The 17,796-nt window shown below is 74.0% G+C and carries 21 protein-coding genes; 10 read left to right on the top strand and 11 right to left on the bottom strand.

The genetic code is table 11. From position 1 onward, the window contains the following. The first annotated feature begins 2 nt into the window (after positions 1–2). On the top strand, positions 3–371 hold the full coding sequence (locus PIR53_19195; protein ID WZH52127.1) for a metalloregulator ArsR/SmtB family transcription factor: 369 nt from the start codon (positions 3–5) through the stop codon (positions 369–371). Between the two features lie 16 nt (positions 372–387). Here the strand turns inward: PIR53_19195 and PIR53_19190 are convergent, their stop codons facing one another. Further along, a complete protein-coding gene (locus PIR53_19190) occupies positions 388–1,560 on the bottom strand; it encodes a saccharopine dehydrogenase NADP-binding domain-containing protein (protein ID WZH52126.1) in 1,173 nt (390 codons plus the stop codon). A 13-nt stretch (positions 1,561–1,573) separates the two neighbouring features. Here PIR53_19190 and PIR53_19185 point away from each other — a divergent pair, with 13 nt between their 5' ends. Together PIR53_19185 and PIR53_19180 are read left to right on the top strand one after the other, a co-directional pair. Continuing rightward, on the top strand, positions 1,574–1,864 hold the full coding sequence (locus PIR53_19185) for a DUF2277 domain-containing protein (GenBank protein ID WZH52125.1): 291 nt from the start codon (positions 1,574–1,576) through the stop codon (positions 1,862–1,864). Between the two features lie 33 nt (positions 1,865–1,897). Continuing rightward, a complete protein-coding gene (locus PIR53_19180; protein WZH52124.1) occupies positions 1,898–2,779 on the top strand; it encodes an NAD-dependent protein deacetylase in 882 nt (293 codons plus the stop codon). Here PIR53_19180 and PIR53_19175 read toward each other — a convergent pair. Then, positions 2,745–3,089, bottom strand: a complete 345-nt coding sequence (locus tag PIR53_19175) for a hypothetical protein (protein WZH52123.1) — start codon at positions 3,087–3,089, stop codon at positions 2,745–2,747. The two genes, PIR53_19180 and PIR53_19175, sit on opposite strands and share 35 nt — an antisense overlap. Before the next feature lie 280 nt (positions 3,090–3,369). Continuing rightward, complete coding sequence (locus PIR53_19170; protein ID WZH52122.1) at positions 3,370–4,056, bottom strand: metal-dependent transcriptional regulator; 687 nt, start codon at positions 4,054–4,056, stop codon at positions 3,370–3,372. 71 nt (positions 4,057–4,127) lie between these two features. On the opposite strand from PIR53_19170, the gene PIR53_19165 reads away from it, so the two are divergent. Both PIR53_19165 and PIR53_19160 read left to right on the top strand, forming a co-directional pair. Further along, positions 4,128–5,489 (top strand): deoxyribodipyrimidine photo-lyase, encoded by a 1,362-nt coding sequence (locus PIR53_19165; GenBank protein ID WZH52121.1) that lies wholly within the window; start codon positions 4,128–4,130, stop codon positions 5,487–5,489. A gap of 45 nt (positions 5,490–5,534) precedes the next feature. After that, positions 5,535–7,220, top strand: a complete 1,686-nt coding sequence (locus PIR53_19160; protein WZH52120.1) for a glycoside hydrolase family 13 protein — start codon at positions 5,535–5,537, stop codon at positions 7,218–7,220. Positions 7,221–7,328: 108 nt separating this feature from the next. Here the strand turns inward: PIR53_19160 and PIR53_19155 are convergent, their stop codons facing one another. Both PIR53_19155 and PIR53_19150 read right to left on the bottom strand, forming a co-directional pair. Continuing rightward, positions 7,329–7,850: a MarR family transcriptional regulator gene (locus tag PIR53_19155; GenBank protein WZH52119.1), complete on the bottom strand. Its 522-nt coding sequence runs from the start codon at positions 7,848–7,850 to the stop codon at positions 7,329–7,331. Continuing rightward, the gene (locus tag PIR53_19150) at positions 7,847–9,478 is read right to left on the bottom strand and encodes an MDR family MFS transporter (GenBank protein WZH52118.1); all 1,632 of its coding nucleotides are present in this window, start codon (positions 9,476–9,478) and stop codon (positions 7,847–7,849) included. Before PIR53_19150 ends, PIR53_19155 begins: the two co-directional genes overlap by 4 nt. 185 nt (positions 9,479–9,663) lie before the next feature. Here PIR53_19150 and PIR53_19145 point away from each other — a divergent pair, with 185 nt between their 5' ends. Continuing rightward, entirely contained in the window at positions 9,664–10,323 is a 660-nt protein-coding gene (locus tag PIR53_19145) for a response regulator transcription factor (GenBank protein WZH52117.1), read from the top strand. Positions 10,324–10,332: 9 nt separating this feature from the next. Here the strand turns inward: PIR53_19145 and flgN are convergent, their stop codons facing one another. After that, on the bottom strand, positions 10,333–10,926 hold the full coding sequence (gene flgN, locus PIR53_19140) for a flagellar export chaperone FlgN (GenBank protein WZH52116.1): 594 nt from the start codon (positions 10,924–10,926) through the stop codon (positions 10,333–10,335). Between the two features lie 344 nt (positions 10,927–11,270). Here flgN and PIR53_19135 point away from each other — a divergent pair, with 344 nt between their 5' ends. Then, a complete protein-coding gene (locus tag PIR53_19135; protein ID WZH52115.1) occupies positions 11,271–12,161 on the top strand; it encodes a sigma-70 family RNA polymerase sigma factor in 891 nt (296 codons plus the stop codon). A gap of 38 nt (positions 12,162–12,199) precedes the next feature. Here the strand turns inward: PIR53_19135 and PIR53_19130 are convergent, their stop codons facing one another. Then, a complete protein-coding gene (locus PIR53_19130; GenBank protein WZH52114.1) occupies positions 12,200–12,709 on the bottom strand; it encodes a hypothetical protein in 510 nt (169 codons plus the stop codon). A 186-nt stretch (positions 12,710–12,895) separates the two neighbouring features. On the opposite strand from PIR53_19130, the gene PIR53_19125 reads away from it, so the two are divergent. Next, the gene (locus PIR53_19125; GenBank protein WZH52113.1) at positions 12,896–13,378 is read left to right on the top strand and encodes a hypothetical protein; all 483 of its coding nucleotides are present in this window, start codon (positions 12,896–12,898) and stop codon (positions 13,376–13,378) included. Here PIR53_19125 and rlmC read toward each other — a convergent pair. Continuing rightward, entirely contained in the window at positions 13,333–14,496 is a 1,164-nt protein-coding gene (gene rlmC, locus PIR53_19120; protein WZH52112.1) for a 23S rRNA (uracil(747)-C(5))-methyltransferase RlmC, read from the bottom strand. The genes PIR53_19125 and rlmC overlap by 46 nt on opposite strands. A 137-nt stretch (positions 14,497–14,633) precedes the next feature. On the opposite strand from rlmC, the gene PIR53_19115 reads away from it, so the two are divergent. After that, a complete protein-coding gene (locus PIR53_19115; GenBank protein WZH52111.1) occupies positions 14,634–15,440 on the top strand; it encodes an alpha/beta hydrolase in 807 nt (268 codons plus the stop codon). 12 nt (positions 15,441–15,452) lie between these two features. Further along, complete coding sequence (locus PIR53_19110; protein WZH52110.1) at positions 15,453–16,034, top strand: hypothetical protein; 582 nt, start codon at positions 15,453–15,455, stop codon at positions 16,032–16,034. Here the strand turns inward: PIR53_19110 and PIR53_19105 are convergent. The 3 genes from PIR53_19105 to PIR53_19095 form a co-directional block, all read right to left on the bottom strand. After that, complete coding sequence (locus PIR53_19105) at positions 16,024–16,305, bottom strand: DUF4031 domain-containing protein (protein WZH52109.1); 282 nt, start codon at positions 16,303–16,305, stop codon at positions 16,024–16,026. The two genes, PIR53_19110 and PIR53_19105, sit on opposite strands and share 11 nt — an antisense overlap. 9 nt (positions 16,306–16,314) lie before the next feature. Continuing rightward, entirely contained in the window at positions 16,315–16,482 is a 168-nt protein-coding gene (locus tag PIR53_19100; protein WZH52108.1) for a hypothetical protein, read from the bottom strand. A 115-nt stretch (positions 16,483–16,597) separates the two neighbouring features. Continuing rightward, a complete protein-coding gene (locus PIR53_19095) occupies positions 16,598–17,209 on the bottom strand; it encodes a hypothetical protein (protein ID WZH52107.1) in 612 nt (203 codons plus the stop codon). Positions 17,210–17,796 lie beyond the last annotated feature (587 nt).

Here is a 17,796-nt window from a genome sequence, read left to right as displayed (position 1 = left end):
CGATGCAGACTGTGGCGGCCTGCTTCGACATCTGTCAATATCCGCAGGTGACCACGGCCCCCGCCCCCGCGTGCTGCACCCCGAGCCCCGACGCGCTCCCCGGGCTCGACGAGGAGGCCGCGGCCGCCGCGGCCGTCGTGCTCAAGGCCCTCGCGGACCCGGTCCGGCTCCGGCTCTACTCGCGGATCGCCGGCGCCCCGGAGCCCGTCTGCGTGTGCGACATCGACGACGTGGGCGTCTCGCAGCCCACCGTCTCCCACCACCTGCGCAAGCTGCGCGAGGCGGGGCTCATCGACTGCGAGCGCCGCGGCACGTGGGTCTACTACTGGCCCGTGCCCGACGCCACGGCGGCCGTGCGCGGGATCCTCTGACCCCGTACGACGCTCCTCAGAGCACCTCGAACCGGATCCCCGCCGCCTGCAGCCGAGCCGTGAGGTGCTCGCCCATCGCCTGCGCGGTCGTCACCATGCCGGCCGTCGGCGGGTTGTCGTCGAACAGCAGCGACAGGGCCGACTCGGCGAGCATCTTGGACGTCTCGCCGTAGCCGGGGTCGCCGCCGCTCACGCGCGCGTGCACCGTGCGGCCACCGCCCTCGGCGACGACGTCGACGGTGAACCACGACTTCTCGCGGCGCCGCTCGTCCGGCCCCTGGCCGGACCCGAACCGGTTCATGAGCGCGCGGCGCAGCGGGCCGACCTGGGCCGCGACCGCCAGCGCGCCGACGGCACCGGCGCCACCCGCGGCGTACCGGAGTGTCTTCGTGCCCGCGTAGTGGGAGTAGGTGAAGTCCGGGCCGTAGGAGGGGTCCGCAGCCGCGCTGCGCACCACGACCATCGGGTCGATCGTCGGCAGCGGCAGCAGCCAGTAGCCGAGGACGGGGTCGCGGTGCGGCTTGCCGCCGGAGCCGCGCACCCGGCGTCCCTCCGGCCGGCCCTCGGCCTTCCGCCGGGCCGCGTGGGTGCGGCTCATCGTGCGGGCCCGGGCGAACTGCTCGAGCGCGGAGTGCAGCGTGCCGGACGACGAGATCGCCGCGGCGCGCACGACGCCGCGGGCCTTGATCGGTACGTCGTCGGGCAGGTGCCCCACGGCGAAGCGGACCCCGAGGTCGTGGGGGATCGAGTCGAACCCGCAGGCGTGCACGATGCGGGCGCCCGACGCCTCCGCGGCCTCGTGGTGGCGCAGCCACACCTCGTCGACGAACTCGGGCTCGCCGGTGATGTCGACGTAGTCCGTGCCCGCAGCGGCACAGGCGGCCACGAGGGGCTCGCCGTACCGGAGGAACGGGCCCACCGTCGTGATGACGAGACGGGTGCTCTCCGCCAGGGCGCGCAGCGACTCCGGGTCGCCGGAGTCGGCGACGACGAGCTCGGGGGCGCCGACCGCACCGGTGGGCAGTCCGTCGCGCACCTGCGCGAGACGGGCCTCGTTGCGGCCCGCGAGGGCCCAGCGGAGGTCGGCGGGGGCGTGGCGGGCGAGGTACTCGGCGGTGAGGCGACCGGTGAACCCGGTGGCGCCGAGGAGGACGAGGTCGAGGGCTCGGTCCGAGCGGCTCTCAGGCATTCCCCGAGGATAGGTGGCGACGTACCGTTGGACCATGTGCCGCAACATCCGTCCGCTCAACAACTTCGAGCCGCCGGCGACCGACGACGAGGTGCACGCCGCCGCGCTGCAGTTCGTGCGCAAGGTGAGCGGCACGAGCAAGCCGTCGCAGGCCAACCAGGCCGTCTTCGACCAGGCGGTGCGCGAGGTCGCGCACATCACGCGTCACCTCGTCGACGACCTCGAGACGTCCGCCCCGCCCAAGGACCGCGAGGTCGAGGCGGCGAAGGCGCGGGCGCGGGCCGAGCTGCGCTACGCGCGGTGACCCGTCCCGCGCAGGGCCACCGGGGCACGGCGCGTGGCTGAGCGCACCGCCGCGCCCGAGGCCGTCGAGGCGGCGCTCGCGCTGCTCGCGGACCGGCGTCTCGTCGTGCTCGGCGGCGCCGGTCTCTCGACCGACTCGGGCATCCCGGACTACCGGGGCCCCGTCGCGGAGGGCCGCCCGCCGCGTCCCACCCCCATGACGTACGGCGACTTCGTCTCCGGCGCCGAGGCCCGTCAGCGGTACTGGGCGCGCAGCCACCTCGGCTGGACCCGCATGCGGCGCGCCGACCCCAACCCCGGCCACCGGGCCCTCGCCGCCATCGACCCCGAGCTGCTCATCACCCAGAACGTCGACGGCCTCCACGAGGCGGCGGGCACCCGCCGGGTGGTCGCGCTGCACGGCCGCATCGCCGACGTGGTCTGCCTCGACTGCCGCGCCACCAGTCCCCGGGCGACGCTGCAGGAGCGGATGGCCGCCGCCAACCCCGACTGGGCGGAGCGGCACGGTGCCGTGCTGGTGCGGCCCGACGGCGACGTCGACCTGGAGGACACGAGCGACTTCGTCGTGCCGCCCTGCGAGGCCTGCGGCGGGGTGCTCAAGCCCGACGTGGTGTTCTTCGGCGAGAACGTGCCGGCGGCGCGGGTCGAGCGGTGCTTCGCCGCGGTGGACGCGCTGCGGCCCGAGGACGGCGCGCTGCTCGCGGTCGGCACGTCGCTGACGGTGATGAGCGGGTTCCGGTTCGTGCGCCGCGCGGTCCGCGCCGACGTACCGGTCGTGATCGTGAACCGGGGCGCGACCCGGGGGGACGACCTCGCGACGTACGCACTCGACGTGGGCTGCAGCGGCTTCCTCGACGCGCTCGACGCGCGGCGGCGGGCGGTCAGTCCACGCGACGCAGGTGCGCGGGTCGGCTGACGCCGACCTCCGCGAGCAGCCGCTCGACCCCGGCGCGCGTCGGCAGGTCGCCGGCGCCGAGGGCGGTCGTGACCGCCAGCTCCGCCGCGTCGAGGCGGAGCACCTCACCGAGCGTGAGCCGGTAGTAGGTGTCGTCGAGGTCGAAGTCGAGGTCGGCGACGAGGGCCGCCCGCACGACGCCGTCCTGGTCACGCGTGGCGACGGTCGCGCCCGGCTCCAGGCCGCGGGCGAGGTCGGTCGCGCTGTGGGCGACGACCACGCTGCCGGTGCGGCGCGTGAACGCCGTGAGCTCGACCTCGAGCATCTCCATCTCGGAGCCTTCCGCCGGGGCGAGGAGCGACTCCCCGCACTGCCTCCACCAACGAAGACGGCCCCCGCGAGTCACGCCCGCACCGACGTCGTCCGTCGGCACCGCGACGTGTGGCCGGATGGTGCGTGTGCTGCGGCGCTGCCCCTCACCCTCCCCGCGAGGGGCAGCGCACCGCGACGCTACGACTTCCGACCGGCGGCGAACCTCAAGAGAACCTCTGGATTCCCGCCGGGCGCGCGGCCGTCGCCGGCCCCGTCGCCGGCCCGTCGTCCGGCAGTCGTCAGATGCGGCGCACGAAGATGTGCTCGGCGGCGTCGGGGAAGATCTCGGCGGTCTCGCCGCCGGAGCCGACGAGCACCCCCTCCGTCGTCGCCACGACGGTCACCGTCTTGTCGGGCACGGCACCCACGCGACGCAGGGCGCTCATGAGCACCTCGTCCTTCTGCATCTCCTCGGAGATGCGACGCACGTGCACCCGGGACTCGTCGGAACCCGCGACGCTCTGGAGCGACTCGACCCCGTCCATGAAGTCCGCCGGCAGCTCGTCCTGGCCGAGCTCGTCGAGCCCGGGGATCGGGTTGCCGTAGGGCGACTCGGTCGGGTTGCCCAGCAGCTCCAGCAGGCGCCGCTCGACGGTCTCGCTGATGACGTGCTCCCAGCGGCACGCCTCGGCGTGCACGAGCTCCCAGTCGAGACCGATGACGTCGGTGAGCAGGCGCTCCGCCAGGCGGTGCTTGCGCATCACCCGCACGGCGAGTCGACGACCCTCCTCGGTGAGCTCGAGGTGGCGGTCGCCCTCGACCGTGAGCAGGCCGTCCCGCTCCATGCGCGCGACGGTCTGGGACACGGTGGGGCCCGACTGGTGCAGGCGCTCCGCGATGCGCGCGCGCAGCGGGACGATGCCCTCCTCCACGAGCTCGTAGATCGTGCGCAGGTACATCTCGGTGGTGTCGATCAGATCGCTCACGAGAACCATTCTTCCCTACCGGGGGGCACACGACGACCCCCGCCCGAGGAGCGGCCTGGCACTGTGGGGGAATGCCCTCCCGCCACAGCGTCATGTGGTTCCGCCGCGACCTCCGACTGGCCGACAACCCCGCGCTCCTCGCCGCGGCCGAGGCCGACGCGGTGCTGCCGCTCTTCGTCCTCGACCCAGCCCTGTGGGACGTCGCCGGCGTGTCCCGCCGTGCCCACCTCGCGGCCTCGCTGCGGGCGCTCGACAGCTCGCTGCGCTCGCGCCGCACCCGCCTCTCGCTGCTCCGCGGCGACCCCGTGGAGCAGGTCGTCGCGGCGGCGCGCGAGGTGGGCGCCACCGAGGTCCACGTCAGCGCCGACTTCGGCCCGTACGGCGCGGAGCGCGACGAGCGCGTCGCCGCGGCCCTCGCGGAGCACGACGTCGACCTGGTGCGCACCTCCTCGCCGTACGCCGTGGACCCCGGCAGCGTGACCAAGGGCGACGGCACGCCGTACGCCGTCTTCACCCCCTTCTCCCGCGCCTGGGCGGAGCGGGGCTGGGAGACGCCGTTCGAGGCGCCGCGGGGGCTGAGCGGGCTCGAGCTCGACTCCTCCGTCGACCTGCCCGAGGTCGAGCTCCCCGAGGGGCTGCGCCTGCCCGAGGCCGGGGAGAAGGCGGCGGCGCAGCGCTGGGAGACCTACGTCGCGGACCACCTGGCGGCTTACTCCGACGAGCGGGACCGCCCCGACCTCGACACCACCTCGAAGATGTCGGTGCACCTCAAGTGGGGCGAGATCCACCCGCGCACGATGCTGGCCGAGCTCGGCCGGGCGAGCGGGGCCGGGCGCGCGACGTACCGCTCCGAGCTGGCCTGGCGCGAGTTCTACGCCGACGTGCTGCACCACCGGCCGGAGACGGCGCGGGAGTACCTGCGGGCGGAGTACGGGCGGATGCGCTACGACGAGCCCGGTGAGGGGTTCGACGCCTGGCGCGAGGGCCGCACGGGCTTCCCGATCGTCGACGCGGGCATGCGCCAGCTGCGCGGGAGCGGCTGGGTGCACAACCGGGTGCGGATGATCGTCGCCAGCTTCCTCGTGAAGGACCTCCACGTGGAGTGGCAGCACGGCGCGCGGCACTTCATGCAGTGGCTCGTCGACGGCGACCTGCCCTCCAACCAGCACGGCTGGCAGTGGACGGCGGGCTCCGGCACCGACGCCTCGCCCTTCTTCCGGGTCTTCAACCCCACCGGCCAGGGACGCAAGTTCGACCCGAGCGGCGACTACGTGCGCCGCTGGGTCCCCGAGCTGCGCGACCTGCCCGACGGCGAGGACCCCCACGACCCGTCGCGCGCGGCGCGCGAGCAGGTGGGGTACGCCGCGGCGATCGTCGACCACAAGGAGGAGCGCCTCGAGGCGCTCAGCAGGTGGGAGGAGATCCGGCGCTGATCACGGGCTCGGCGCGCCCTGGCCCCGATCCCTACACTCGCCCGCATGGTCGACTCGAACGATCCAACGCCTGAGCCAACCCCGTCCGCCCACCCGTCCGCCCACCCGTCGGTCGACGGCGCCTGGTGGCGCCAGGCGGTCGTCTACCAGGTCTACGTGCGGAGCTTCGCCGACGCCGACGGCGACGGCGTCGGCGACCTGCCCGGCATCACCGCCCGGCTCCCCCACCTGCGCGACCTCGGCGTGGACGCCCTGTGGATCACGCCGTTCTACACCTCGCCGCAGAAGGACCACGGCTACGACGTCGCCGACTACCGCGACATCGACCCGCTCTTCGGTTCCCTCCCCGACGCCGACGCCCTGCTCGCCCGCGCCCACGAGCTGGGGCTGAAGGTCATCGTCGACCTCGTGCCCAACCACACCTCCGACCAGCACCCCTGGTTCCAGGCCGCGCTGGCCGCCGGCCCCGGCAGCCCCGAGCGCGAGCGCTACGTGTTCCGCGACGACGACGGCACCGACACCCCGCCCAACAACTGGCCGAGCGTGTTCGGCGGCGCGGCCTGGAGCCGGGTGGAGGAGGCGGACGGCACGCCCGGGCAGTGGTACCTCCACCTCTTCGACTCCACCCAGCCCGACCTGAACTGGCGCAACCCGGAGGTCGGCGACGAGTTCGTCGACATCCTCCGCTTCTGGCTCGACCGCGGGGTCGACGGCTTCCGGGTCGACGTGGCGCACGGCCTCTTCAAGAAGGAGGGCCTGCCCGACACCGAGCTCCCCGACCCCGACGCCGACGGACCCGCCTCGATGGTCGAGGCAGCCGGTCTGGACGAGCCCATGTGGGACCAGCCCGAGGTGCACGACGTCTACCGCCGCTGGCACGCCGTGCTGGCCGAGTACGACGACTCCGAGCGCGGCCGCCGCATGGCCGTCGCCGAGTCGTGGGCCCGCACCGCGGAGGCCATCGCGCGCTACGTGCGCCCCGACGAGCTGCAGCAGTCCTTCAACTTCCACTGGCTCTCGGCGGCGTGGGACGCGCAGGGGTTCGCCGACGTCATCACCGAGACCCTCCCCTCGCTCCGCCCGTACGGCGCGACCCCGACCTGGGTGCTGAGCAACCACGACGTGGTCCGCCACGTGACCCGGTACGGCGGGGGCGAGCTCGGCCGGGCCCGGGGCCGCGCGGCCACGCTGGCGATGCTGGGGCTGCCGGGCTCGGCGTACCTCTACCAGGGCGAGGAGCTCGGCCTCGAGCAGGTCGACGTGGCCCCCGAGGACCGCACCGACCCGTCCTGGTTCCGCACCAAGGACACCGCCAAGCCCGACATCGGCCGCGACGGCTGCCGCGTGCCCATCCCGTGGAGCGGCGAGGCCGCGCCGTACGGGTTCGGGCCGGCGGCCGACGGCTCGCAGCCCTGGCTGCCGCAGCCCGACGACTGGGCCGGCCTGACGGTCGAGGCACAGACGGGGGCCGAGGGGTCGACGCTGGAGTTCTACCGCGCGGCGCTCGCGACGCGACGCACGTTCGCCGACACGGCGGGCGAGGAGGTGGACGTCCTCCAGGCCGGGCCGGCCCTGCTCGTCTACCGCCGTGGGCCGCTCACCTGCGTGCTCAACGCGGGCGACGCCGCCGAGCCGCTCCCAAGCGGCCTCGGCTCCCTGCTGCTCAGCAGCGGCGACGCGCCGGGGGCGATGATCGCCCCCGACACGGCGGCGTGGTTCCTGGCGGGCTGACCGCACGCAGGAAGGGGCACGAACGACGCTCCGGACCGTGGTCCGGCGGTCGTTCGTGCCCCTTTCTCGATGAAGGCCTGCCGGGCCCCCGCTGGGCCTGGACCGAGGTCAGCGATCGGCGGCCAGTGCCGCCTCGATGCTCGCGTTGTAGCGCCCGAGGGTGGCCGCGAGGTCGGCCAGCTCGTCCGAGGTCCACTCCGACATCGCCCGCAGGAACACGGCGTGGCGCTGCAGGCCGACCTCGGTGAGGCGATCCCGACCGTGGGCCGACAGCTCGAGCACGAGGGCCCGGGCGTCGTCGGGATCGTTGCTCCGCTCGACCAGGCCCAGCTCGACGAGCTGGTGGACCGTGCGGCTCATCGCGCCCTTGTCGACGCCCAGCACGCACGCCACCTCGGTCGCCCGGGCGGCGCCGTCCCGCGCCAGCTGGTCGAGCACGCCGTAGCCCAGCGCCGTCAGGCCCGGCGCGACCGCGTGGCCGCGCTCCGCCAGGTTGCGCCGGAGCCGCCGCAGGAGCACGAAGAACTGGTGCTCGAGATCCCGCAGCACGGCGGGGTCCAGCTCGGCCGGGTCCGGCTCGGCCGGCGCGTCCGGACCGGTCCGCTCGGCACGGGTGGCCGTGGCACTCATCGCGCCGCCTCCACCTCGACCACGGCGTCCTCGCGCTCGTCGGCCGACGTCGACGGGGCGACGTCGAGCGTCGTGCGCAGCGGGACCTCGCGGATCGCGCTGACGAGGAGCAGGGCCACGACGGCGAAGGGCACGGCGACGAGGAACAGCAGCGCGGTGGCGTCGCCGTAGGCACCCTGGAACACGTCCCGGACGGGCGCCGGCAGTGTGTCGAGGTCCGGCAGCGTCGCGCCGGAGCCCTCGGCGGCGATCCCGAGCGACGCGAGGCCGCTCGTCACCTTGTCGGCCACCTGGTGGCCGAGCAGGGCGCCGAGAGCCGCGACGCCCGAGGAGCCGCCGATGGAGCGGAAGAACGTGACCAGCGCGCTGGCCGCGCCCATGTCGCGCTGCGCGACCTGGTTCTGCACCGCGAGCACGAGGTTCTGCATGGTCGCGCCGAGGCCGGCGCCGAGCACGACCATGAACGCACCGATCTCGACGAGCGGCGTGTGGGCGTCGATGGTGGAGAGCAGGGCGAGGCCGACGACGACGGCGACCATGCCGCCGACGAGGAACTTCTTCCAACGGCCCGTGTTGCTGATGATGCGACCGGTGACGACGCTCGAGACGAAGAGGCCGAGCACCATCGGCGTCGACATGAGGCCCGCGCGGGTGGGGCTCATGCCGCGGGCGATCTGGAAGTACTGCGACAGGTAGACCGTCGAGCCGAACATCGCGACACCGACCATGACGGAGGCGAGCGTGGCGAGCGTCGTGGTGCGGTCGGCGAAGAGGCGCAGCGGGATGATCGGCTCGGCCACGCGGCTCTCGACCACGACGGCGGCGACGAGGAGCGCGACGCCGACGGCGATCATGCCGGCCGTGGTCAGCGAGGCCCAGTCGAACTGGTGACCGGCGAGCGAGACCCAGGCGAGCAGCACGGAGACGCCACCGACGATGAGGAGCGCGCCGGCGTAGTCGATCGACGGACGCTCTCCGGGCACGCGGACCGGCGTGGGCAGGTGGAGCGTCCGCTGGAGCACCACGAGCGCGAGGGCCGCGACGGGGACGCCGACGAGGAAGGTCCAGCGCCAGCCGAGGCCGGGGGTGTCGACGATGAGACCGCCGATGAGGGGGCCGCTCACGGTCGCCATCGCGAAGACGGCGCCGATGTAGCCCGAGTAGCGGCCACGCTCGCGCGGCGTGACGATCGTGGCGATGACCACCATGACGAGGGCGGTCATGCCGCCGACGCCCAGACCGGTGACGGCGCGAGCGGCGATCAGCTGGCCCATGTTCTGCGACAGGCCCGCGGCGATCGAGCCCACGGCGTAGGTCACGAGGGCGATCTGCACGAGCAGCTTCTTGTTGACCAGGTCGGCGAGCTTGCCCCAGATGGGGGTCGACGCGGTCATGGTGAGGAGGGTGGCGACGACCACCCACGTGTAGCCCGCCTCGCCGCCGTTGAGGTCGACGACGATGCGGGGCAGGGCGTTGGTGACGATCGTCGAGGACAGCATCGCGACGAACATCGCGAGCAGCAGGCCCGACATCACCGAGAGGATCTCCCGGTGGGTCATCGGGACGTCGGAGCGGACCTCGGGGTCGACGGCCAGGTGGTGGGGTTCGTGGTGGGGTTCGTTTGCCATGCGGGAACCTTCGATTCGGTGCGGGGGTTCACGGCCGAGCGCCGTTTTGGTTGCTGATGACAACCATACGCTCTTGGTTGCTAGGTGCAACCAATTGACGTTGTGGCCCCCGTCTCCCCCTCTCCGAACGGGCGATAGCGGGGCATCGCTAGGACTTTCGGCGGGTTCCGACGCAGAGTGGTGCCATGAGCTCCGCCGTTCACGTGTTCCTGGTCGACGATCACGAGGTCGTACGTCGGGGGTTGCGCGCACTGCTGGAGTCGGACCCCGACCTGGTCGTGGTCGGGGAGGCCGGCACGGTGGCCGAGGGGCTCGACGGCATCCGCGAGACCGGCCCGGACGTCGCGGTGCTCGACGCCCGCCTGCCCGACGGCTCCGGCATCGAGCTGTGCCGGGAGATCAAGTCGCTGCGGCCGGAGATCCGCGCGCTCATCCTCACGAGCTACGACGACGACGTGGCGTTGCAGAGCGCGATCCTGGCCGGCGCGGACGGCTACGTGCTCAAGGAGATCGGCGGGAGCTCGCTCATCTCGGGCGTGCGGGCCGTGGCCGACGGCCACTCCCTCATCGACCCCATGGTGGCGATCCGCGCGATGGAGCGGATGCGGGAGAACGCGCAGCGCGGTGTCGAGGCCGACCCGTCGTCGCTCACGCCGCAGCAGCAGCGCATCCTGGCCCTGGTCGGCCAGGGGCTGACGAACCGCGAGATCGCCGACGAGCTCTTCCTGTCGGAGAAGACCGTGAAGAACCACATCACGCACCTCCTCGCCCGCCTCGGCGTCAAGCGCCGCACCCAGGCGGCCCTGCTCGCCGCGCAGATGAGGCTCGACGCCGACCAGGCGTGAGCCCCGGCATCACCGCAGGAAGTCGGCGAGGCTCGCGCGGACGACCCGTGCCGACACCCCGAGGGCCGAACCGAAGGCCGCCTCCCGCACCTGCAGGTCGACGAATCGCGCGGTGTCCGGCGACGCCGAGGCCTGCCGGTCGCCACCCGCGTCGACCTCCACCGACGCCCTGCCGCCCGCCGTCGCCGCCAGCAATGCGTCCCGGGCCGCCCGGTGACCGGCGGCGATGAGGTCGCGGCTGGCGTCGGCACGCTCGGCGATCGTGCCCGTGAGAGCCACCAGGGCGTCGCGGTGCTCCGCGAGGATGGTGGCCCACGGTTCGTCGCTGTGCGCTGCGAGCGCCCGCAGCGAGGGGTGGGGCGCGAGCCCGAGGGCCGCAGCCGCCTCGTCGGCCACGACGGCCCGCAACAGCTCGGTCTCACCGAGGGTGGCGAGCGCGGCCGCGACGTCCTGCGTCGCGCGCGCCAGCCAGCGAGCGTTGCCGCTGGTCAGCACCAGCTGCTCGAGCTCCACCCGGTAGAGCAGCGTGTCGAGCAGCTCGCGCTCGCGCCAGAGGACGAGCGACAGCCTGTCCACCGCGACCTCCTCGATCAGCTGGTCCACGGGCCACCGACCCCGGTCGCATCCGCTCCAGCCCCCCGCTCGCTTCTCCTCCGCACCTCCTGCCCTTCGGTCGCAGCGCCCCGCTCCTGAGCCGATCCGCCGACGGGATGCGTCGACCGGCGCCCTCGAATCCGTCACAGCGGACCCATCGGCCGCCCTCAGGGTCGCTTGAGTGTTCCTTGAGGTTCCCTTGTGACTCTCTTCGGAGTGCCGCCACCCGGGACCTACGGCGTGATCGGACGGGACTAGACCGGACCGGGACCAAGGTCCCGACTGTGCGGACGAGGGGTCCGCATCGCAGGGCGGACATCGCCAATCGGAGCGACACGCCAAAGGATCGTTACATGGCTCCGATCCCCCTCCCTCAGCAGGACGAGCTGATCACCTCCCACGTGGCGCTCGTCGGACACATCGTCCGCGAGACGATGAACCGTGTCCCCGCCCACGTCAGCCGAGACGACCTCACCTCGGCCGGCCTCACCGCCCTCGTCCAGGCGGCCCAGTCCTTCGACGAGGACCGCGGCGTGCCCTTCGCCCGGTACGCCGCGCGCCGGGTCCGGGGCGCCATCCTCGACGAGCTCCGGAGCGTCGACTGGGCCTCCCGGTCGGTCCGCCGACGGGCGCGTGACCTCGAGGAGACCCGGAGCCGCCTCGCTGCGACGCTCGGTCGCCCGGCCACCGCTGACGAGGTCGCGTCGGCCGTCGGCCTCACGGCCTCCGAGATCGAGTCCAACGACGACGACATCGCGCGTGCCCAGGTGCTCTCCCTCCAGGGCGCCGCCGGCGCGACGCTCGAGGAGACGCTGGTCAGCGCGACTGCGACGCCCGAGGAGGCGCTCGAGCACACGGAGCAGCTGCAGTACCTCGTCGCCGCCGTCGCCGAGCTGCCCCACCGCCAGCGCGTCGTGGTGGAGGGCTACTTCTTCGCCGAGCGCCCGATGGCCGAGATCGCCGTCGAGCTCGGTGTCAGCGAGTCCCGCATCTCCCAGATCCGGGCTGAGGCGCTCGTGCAGCTCCGCGACGCCATGAACCACGCCCTGGCCCCCGAGCTCGTGCAGCCCGCCGCCCGCCCGGGCGGGTGCGCAGCGCGCCGACGGGACCAGTACGTCGCAGCCGTCATGGCCCGGCACGCCACTGGCGCCAGCCGCGGCGACGACCGCCGCGTGCTCGCCTTCCCCCAGGTGGCCAGCACTCCGCGGCGCGCCGTCGCGACCTCCGCGGGCCTCGCCGGCTGAGACCGACCGTCCCGGGCCGGAGGCACGTGAGGTTCCCGCTAGGGGAAGCTCGGCGCGGCGAGCACGGCCTCGCGCACGACGGCGATGTCGTCGGTCGTGACCTCGAGGAACCCGGGCCGGAACACCACGCCCCAGCCGGGCTCGTCCCGCACGAACGACAACCGGGACAGCAGCGTCTCGGCCACCGCCTCACCACCCGTGTCGATGAGGTCGACGGCGCGACACCAGTCGTCCGGCGCGGCCCCGTCGCCCTGGTAGGGGGCCACCCCGGTCACCGTGCCGACGGCCGTGAACCGTCGCACCACGGCGCCGGTCCGCCTGCCCTCCCGCGGGGAGTAGACCGCCACCCCGTCGCCGAGCCGCATGCGACGCAGCCGTCCCTCGCCGCGTGGCCCGAGGCAGAGGGTGCCGGTCGCGATCGACGCGAGGGCATCGGCGCGACTGAGCACGCAGATCCACCCGGTCGGCTCCGTCCTGCCGTCCGGCACCAGCTGGAGCCTCCCGCTCGACCCGGGCGCGCTGCCCACCCCTGCGACGTCGTACCTCATCCCGCTCCCCCTGTGGTCACCGGCGCCGGACGACGCCTGCGGCCCACCCTGTCGCGCACTGCGGACATCGACGCCGGGCGCACCGGCACCTGGGGATGGAGCGGCTGATACGGCCCCCTGTGGACGACCAGCGGGCCTGTGGAGAGCCGGTGGCGACCGTGCGCCGATCGCTCGAAGGTGGTGCCCATGGACACGACGACACCCATGCCGCCCACCGCCCGCACCGCTCGCGACCTGCGCGCCGGCTGGGAGGAGCTGCTCGACCCACCCGACCACGACGGGCACAGCCTGTGGATCCTGGTCGTGGACGGTGACACCCGTCGGCTCACCTCGCTCCTCCACGAGGTGGCGGACCTGCCGGCGACGCCCACCCCGGGCGACGCGGCGCAGCTGGAGCGGTTCCTCGCACAGCTGGCGGCGTCCGTCCTGCGCGACCGCCACCGCGTCGCCCTCGCGCTCCGTCGTCGGGGCGGTCCGCTGGCGGACGCGACGGACCTGCGGTGGATCGAGACCGTCTACGAGGCGTGCGACGCCGTCGACGCGCCGTGCGAGACGGTGCACCTCGTGGGCGACGCGGGCGCCTTCCCGGTCACCCGCGCAGACGTGCGGTCGGCGCGCGCCGCTCAGCGCGGGCGGGACGCGCGCTCGAGGAGCACGACGACCTCGTAGTGGGCGGTGTGGGGGAACATGTCGAGCACGCGTCCGCGCACGGGACGCAGCGACGGCATCGCCTCGAGGTCGCGCGCCAGGGTGAGGGCGTTGCAGCTGGAGTAGACGACGTGGCGGGCCCGTGACTGCTCCAGCAGGCCTGCCAGGCGAGGTCCGATGCCCCGCCGCGGCGGGTTGACGACCACGAGGTCCGCGACCGGCTCCCCCGCCGTCACCGCGTCCGCGACCCAGGTCACCGCATCGCCGGCGACGAAGTCCGCGGAGAGCCCGTGGTCGGCCGCGCTGCGCCACGCGCTCTCGACGGCCGCCGCGCTCACCTCGACGCCGACCACCCGGCGTCCGGGAGCGGCGACGTGGAGCGCGAACCCGCCCACCCCGCAGTAGAGGTCCCAGACCGACGCCGGGCCGACCTCGTCCACCCAGTCCGCGACCTGCCGGTAGAGCGCTGCGGCGACCGCGGTGTTGGTCTGGAAGAAGCTCTGCGGCAGCAGGTGCAGGGCGAGGTCGTGGACCTGTACGCGCAGGGACTCCTGCTCGGTGAGCACGATCTCGCGCGGCCCCTCGAGCACGGCCTTCGGGTCGGGCTGCAGGTTGACGGAGACGACGCGGGCCTCGGGCAGCCGCGTCAACAGCCAGGGCAGGTGCTTGCGGATCCGGGTGACCGCCTCCTCCGAGCGCAGCACGAACCGCACGAGGAGACCACCGTCCGGGGCGACCGTCACGAGCACGTGCTTCAGCTCCCCGCGGCGTCGCACGACGTCGTACGGCGTGACCCGGGCCCGCACCACCAGGTCCGCCAACGGGCCGGCCGCGGCGACCAGGCGCGGATCGTGCAACGCGCAGTCCCGCAGGTCGATGCCCCGACCGGCCGGGTCGAGGATGCCCAGGGTCGGCGCGTCCGAGGTGCCGCCCACCGCGAGCTTGGCCTTGTTGCGGAACCCGCCCAGGCCGCCCTCCACCGTCGGCTCCCACCGGATACCGGGCCACGGGGCGAGCAGCGCTCGGCAGGCCCGTTCCTTCTCCGCCAGCTGGTCGTCGTAGGGCCGCGGCAGCCACGTGCAGGACCGGCACTCGCCGCGCGCGTGGTGGTAGCAGTCGAGGACGCGTGGGGTCGACACCCCTGCGACGCTCGATCCCACCACGGGTCGAGCCTACGCGGGGGCACCTGCGCACCGTCCCCGACCGGATCGCGTGCATTCTGCCAGTTTTGATGTAACACTCCCGATGTCACATCGACGCGCAGGAGGAGTACGACGTGGTGCACTCACCGCTGGTCCACACGCGACGCGGCACCGGGGACACCGTGGTGCTGATCCACGGCATCGGTCACCGGCGCCAGGCCTGGGGGCCGGTCTTCGACCGTCTCAGCGAGCGTTACGACGTGATCGCCGTCGACCTCGCCGGCTTCGGGGAGTCGGCGCCCTTCCCGCCGGGCGTCCCGTACACGATGGACGTGGCGTGCCAGCACCTCGCCGAGCAGTTCGCCGAGTGGGGGCTGGACCGCCCCCACGTGGTCGGCAACTCCCTGGGCGGCGCCATCGCCCTCGAGCTCGCCTCGCGCCACCTCGTCTCGTCGGTCACGGCGCTCAGCCCGGCCGGCTTCTTCGGCCGCTTCGACCGGTTCCAGGCGTTGGGCCTCCTCACCCTCCTCCGCCTCACCAGCCAGCTGCCCGACCGCGTCCTCCGCGCCGCCGCGCGCCCGGCGCTCGGTCGCCGACTCATCGGCATGGCGCTCTACGCCCACCCCGAGCGGCACGACGCCGCGGCGACGTACGGCGACGCCCTCGCCCTCAAGCGCTGCACCGGGTTCGCCGCCGTCGCCCGCGAGGGTGTGCACTACGCGTTCCGTGGTGCGGTGGGCGTGCCGACGACCGTCGCGTGGGGCACCAAGGACCGGATCCTGCCCTACCGGCAGTCCGCACGGGCGCGCCAGCGCCTCCCCCACGCCGACCACGTCCCGCTGCGCGGCGCCGGCCACGTGCCCATGGCCGACTGCCCCGACGAGATCGTCGCCATCATCGACGCCACCGTCGGTCGCGCGCGCGAGGTCGCCGCGGCCTGACATCCTGCAGGCGTGCGCGTCCCCGACCTGCCCTGGCCGCTCCCCCACCGCACCGACGTGCGGGACGAGCTCGTGGTCGCCTACGGCACCGACCGTGGCTACCACGACCTGCAGCACCTCGCCGAGGTGCTGACGCGCCTGGCCGAGCTGGGTGCCGCCGACGACGCGGAGGTCGTGCTCGCCGCCTGGTTCCACGACGCCGTGTACGACGGGGGCACCGACCTCGAGGAGCGCTCCGCGCTGCTCGCCGCCGCGCGTCTCGCGGGCGAGGACGTCGACGTCGACGAGGTGGTGCGGCTCGTGCGCCTGACGGCCGACCACCGACCGGCAGCCGACGACCGGCGGGGCCAGGCGCTGGTCGACGCCGACCTCGCGATCCTGGCGGCTCCGCAGGAGCGGTACGACGCGTACCGCCGCGCGGTGCGCACCGAGTACGCCCACGTGCCCGACCAGGACTTCCGCGCCGGTCGACGCGCCGTGCTGCAGGACCTGGCCGGACGCGAGCGCCTCTTCCACACGGCCCACGGGCACGCGCAGTGGGACGCACCAGCCCGGGCGAACCTCGCCCGGGAGATCGCCGAGCTCAGCGACTGACCTCGCCCCGCCCGCGGCGCGTCTTGCGACGGCGCAGGCCCGCGGCCGACAGCCGCGCCACGAGCTCACGGCTCCGCACCTCGACGGCACCCGCGGCGACGGCCGCGTCGTACAGCTCGGCGGGCACGTCGTAGTGGTCGCCGTCGAACGCCCGCTCCGGGACCCCGAGCGTCGCGGCGAACGCGTGCAGCTCGGCGAAGGACGTGTCGGACGCCAGGTGCGACCACCACCGCCCGCGCCAGGGCACCTGGGGCTCGTCGATGAGGATCACCGCGGCAGCCTACGGCCAGGAACCGTCCAGGTCGTCCGCCAGGCACTCCCAGCCCTCGGCGAACCGCTCGGCCACCAGGACCCGGCTCAGCGCCTCACCCTCGCTCACGGACGTGCCGCGCTCCTCGCGCCGTGCACGCCACTCCACCAGGTCGATCACGTCGGAACTGCGACCCATGTCGCCCCCTCTCTCCGCCACCAGCATGGGGCGTGGAGGACCGACCGTGGCAGGGACCGACGCCCCCTGCGGACGAGGACGCCGCCGGCCGCCCCTGGGGACGGCCAGCGGGTCGTCACTCCGCTGCGGAGTCCAGCTGCTTCTCGAGCTCGGCGGCGCGGTCGGCCGCATCGGTGATCTCGTCCGCGTCGAACGCGTGCGTGCGGTGGAACCACTCCAGCGCCTCCGCCGGACGCCCGGCGGCGAGGAGCGCCTCCGCGTAGACGTACCGCAGCCGCACGACCCACGCAGCGCGGGTCTTGTTGTTGAGCGGAGCGAGCTCGAGCGTGCGCAGCGCGGCGTCGGTCTGTCCGAGGTCGAGGCGCGCGCCGGCCTCGACGATCGTCATCTCCGCCTTCGCCTCCGCCGAGAACCCCTTCACCGACGGGCTCTGGGCGAGCTTGAGCGCCTGCTCCGGCTGCCCGAGGGCGCGGTGGCAGTCGGCCATGATCGGGAGGTACGCCGTCGCCCCGTTCATGCGCTTCGCCGCGCGCAGCTCCGCGAGAGCCTCCTTGTAGTGGCCGGCCGCGTACGCCGCCTCACCGACCGCCTCGCGCACCATGCCGAGACGGGACGCGCGCGCCCGTGCGGCCAGCGTGTGCTGGTACGCCGTCTCCGGGTCGGACTCGATCAGGCGCGTGGCCGCGACGAGGTGACGCGCCACCCGGGTCGCGAGCTTCTCGGGCATGCCCTTCAGCTGCGACGCGAGGTTGCGGTCGAGCTCCTGGCCGGTGATGTCGGCGTCGAGCTCCGGCCCGTCGTACTGGGCCTGGGCGACAGAGCGCTCGACCCGCGGCTCGTCGCAACGGTCACCCCGGGGGCCACCCGGCCCCGTACGGCGCGCACCGCCCCCACCGGAGCCGCCCGCACCCGGACCGCGCCTCGGGCCGCCGGTCCCACCCGGGCCACCGGAACGACCACCGGCGGACGGAGCGCCTCCGCGACGGGGACCGGAGCCGCTGCCGGCGCCGTCGGGCTTGCCACCGCGGGCGCCGGGACGACCCTGGCCACCAGGACGACCGGCACCGCCGGCCCCACCCGGACCGCCGGAACGACCCTGGCCCTGACCGCCGCGCGAGCCGCCGCCGGATCCACCGGGGCCGCCGGAACGACCCTGACCCTGACCGCCGGGACGACGCCCGCCGCCCCGACCGGCACCCTGACCTCGACCGCCCTGCTCCGCCACTGTCCGACTCCTCAACGCTGGAACCACCCGCGTCCCGCGGGCATGCAAACAAGAGTAGGGGTTGTCGTGACCCGAAGGTCACGACAACC

Origin of the sequence: Nocardioides alkalitolerans, from assembly GCA_038184435.1 — a bacterium.
Lineage (GTDB): Bacteria > Actinomycetota > Actinomycetes > Propionibacteriales > Nocardioidaceae > Nocardioides > Nocardioides alkalitolerans_A.
Note: the sequence above shows the minus strand (reverse complement) of the source record. Positions and strands in the feature narration are given on the sequence as shown.